The following is a 2,473-nucleotide window of genomic DNA, read 5'->3' on the forward strand; positions in this document are numbered from 1 at the left end:
TGCTCGGTGACCAGCTGCTGGTCACGCTCGTTGCCGAGCTCGTCGTCGATCTGCGTCAGCCGGTCGGTGATGCGATCGTGGCGGGCTTGCAGCCAGGCGCGGCCCGCGGCGGTCAGGACCGGCGGGGTCCGGGAGGCGGTCGCGGTCGTGGCATCGGCGGACACGGGTGTTCCTTCGTTCACGCGGACGCTGCACCGAGCGGTCGCCCCGTGTTCGGGGCGCTCCAGGGTGGTGAAGCGTTGCTTCATGTTACACCGACCTCCTGAAGCGAAGGGTCCGGACGTCCGCGCTCAGCTCGCCGTGTGGAGCGTCCAGGTCACCTCGGCGGGCCGCGGGCCGGGGTTGGCCCAGCCCGCCACCGACGAGGTCGTGAGGTGCAGCGCATCGCCCTCGTGGATGGTCTCGGTGCGACCCTCGATGCGCACGTCGACGACGCCCACGAGCACCACGACGGTCTCGGGTGCCTTGACCGCGAACGGCGCGCGATCGCCCGTGGCACCGGCTTCGATCCGCAGCAGCCACACCTCGCCCGCATCACGTGCGGTCAGGAGCCGCTCCCCGCTCAACCCCTCCTGGATGCGCACGCGATCGCGACCGCTGCGGCGTGAGACCAGGTGGCCCCGGGGTTCGGTCCCGACCGGCCCGAAGGGGACCTCGAGGACCTCCCACAGGCGCACCAGCGTGTCCCCGGACGGACCCCGGACGCCGCGCTCGACCTGCGACAGCGCCGAGGGGCTGATCCCGACCCGGCGGGCGACCTCGGTCTGCGACAGGCCCGTGGCCAGCCGTCGCTCCCGGAGCGCGGTGCCGAGCCGCTGCCGCGTCGTGACCGGGGCGTCGCCGGCCACGAGATCACCGTGGACCAGGTCCGCGTGCACGCTGCGGCCGACGACCTCGTCCCTGCGCCCATCCGCCTTCCGGACCGAGAGCCGGACCCGGCCGTCATCGGCGTCGAGCTCGACCACGACCTGGGTGACCTCCTCCAGCCGGCGCAGGAACGCCGGCCGGTGTCGGTCGGTGCGGATCGGCCACACCGCCAGGCTGCGACGGCGGTAGAGCCGCGGACAGGTCGACAGGAACAGCTCCAAGGCCGCGTCCGGGCCCCACGCCGCGGGTATCGACGACAGCGGGTCGAACACGAAGGCCGCGCCCTCACCGACGTGGGCGTCGGCCGTTTCGAGGGACGCGAGCGCCGCGGTGATCGTCGCAGCAGGTCCGATCGCCCCGGGGAACGGCGATGGTTCCCCCGTGGTCGCCGCCGACCAGTCCACGATGGTCGTGCCCTCGGGGATCGGACCGGTCCAGGGCGCCGCGACGTTGACCAGCACCAGCGGTCGTCGCCCCCGCGTCGCGGCCACGAACCGCTCGACCAGGAGCTCCAACGGAGCGCCACCCGCGCCTTGAAGGACGAGGTTGTCGCCGACGTGCACACCATCGATCAGCGCGTCGAGGGCCTCCGTCCCGCTGGTCGTGTCCCGCACGCGCACTCCTGGCCCAAGGCCCGAAGGACGCTAGTGGCGGCGCGCCGTGCGGACCGAAACGCGCGTCCTGCTGCGGCCGCAGCTACCGTCCGCTGCTCGTGGACCGGGGATCCGGCGTGCGGAGCGACGCGTGCGCCTCGGACCGGGCGCCGAGCGACGGATCGCGTGACCGTCGGTGTCGGTGCTTCCTCCGCTCCGCCCGCCTGACCCACCTGGTCGAGCGCCGCCCAAGGCGGCGGGAACGGTACGTGCACCGATGGCATCATCCTCGAGGACGCCCCAGCCCGATCCCCGTCGTTCGCGGCGGCGTCGGACGATCCTGGTGGTCGTCGTGCTGATCCTGGGCGTGGTCGCGACGATCTACCGCCCCGTCGAGCTCGGCCTGGACCTGCGAGGCGGCACGCAGATCGTGCTCGAGGCGCGCCCCGCGGAGGGCACCGAGCTCGAGGAGGACACCCTCGACCGCACCCTCGAGGTGCTGCGGCGGCGGGTCGACGTGCTCGGCGTGGCCGAGCCGACCCTCCAGCGCTCCGGCGACGCCCGGGTCATCATCGAGCTGCCGGGGTTGACCGACCCGGAGGAGGCGCTGGCCGTCATCGGACGGACCGCGCAGCTGACCTTCCACCCGGTGCTCGGGATCGGCGAGCCCGACGGAGCGGAGCCTGACCCCAGCGAGGACGACGGCGCCGAGGACGGTGCGACCGACGACGGTGCCGAGGAGGGCCCGGCCGTCGACCCTGCGGACGGTGAACCGCTGGTGCTGCCCGACGAGGACGGCGTCCCGATCCAGCTCGGCCCCGTCGCGCTGACCGGCGAGTCAGTCTCCTCCGCCCAGCCCACCGTCGGCCAGAGCGCGCAGCAGGCGTTCGCCGTCAGCGTCGACTTCCAGGGCGAAGGCTCGGGCGCGTGGCAGGAGCTGACGGCCGAAGCCGCCTGCCAGCCGCCCGGTGACCCCCGGCGCCGCGTCGCCATCGTGCTCGACGATGCGGTCA

Annotated in this window: 1 protein-coding gene and 1 pseudogene; one reads left to right on the top strand and one right to left on the bottom strand. The window is 73.7% G+C overall.

The genetic code is table 11. The features are described from left to right. Positions 1-290: 290 nt before the first annotated feature. A complete protein-coding gene (locus WEB03_RS09430) occupies positions 291-1,481 on the bottom strand; it encodes a helix-turn-helix domain-containing protein (RefSeq protein ID WP_368070700.1) in 1,191 nt (396 codons plus the stop codon). Positions 1,482-1,812: 331 nt separating this feature from the next. Between WEB03_RS09430 and WEB03_RS09435 the strand changes: the two are divergent. Beyond that, a pseudogene (locus WEB03_RS09435) lies at positions 1,813-2,473 on the top strand (protein translocase subunit SecD); the annotation flags it as partial.

The sequence above is a fragment of the Nitriliruptor sp. genome, from assembly GCF_040882075.1.
Lineage (GTDB): Bacteria > Actinomycetota > Nitriliruptoria > Nitriliruptorales > Nitriliruptoraceae > Nitriliruptor.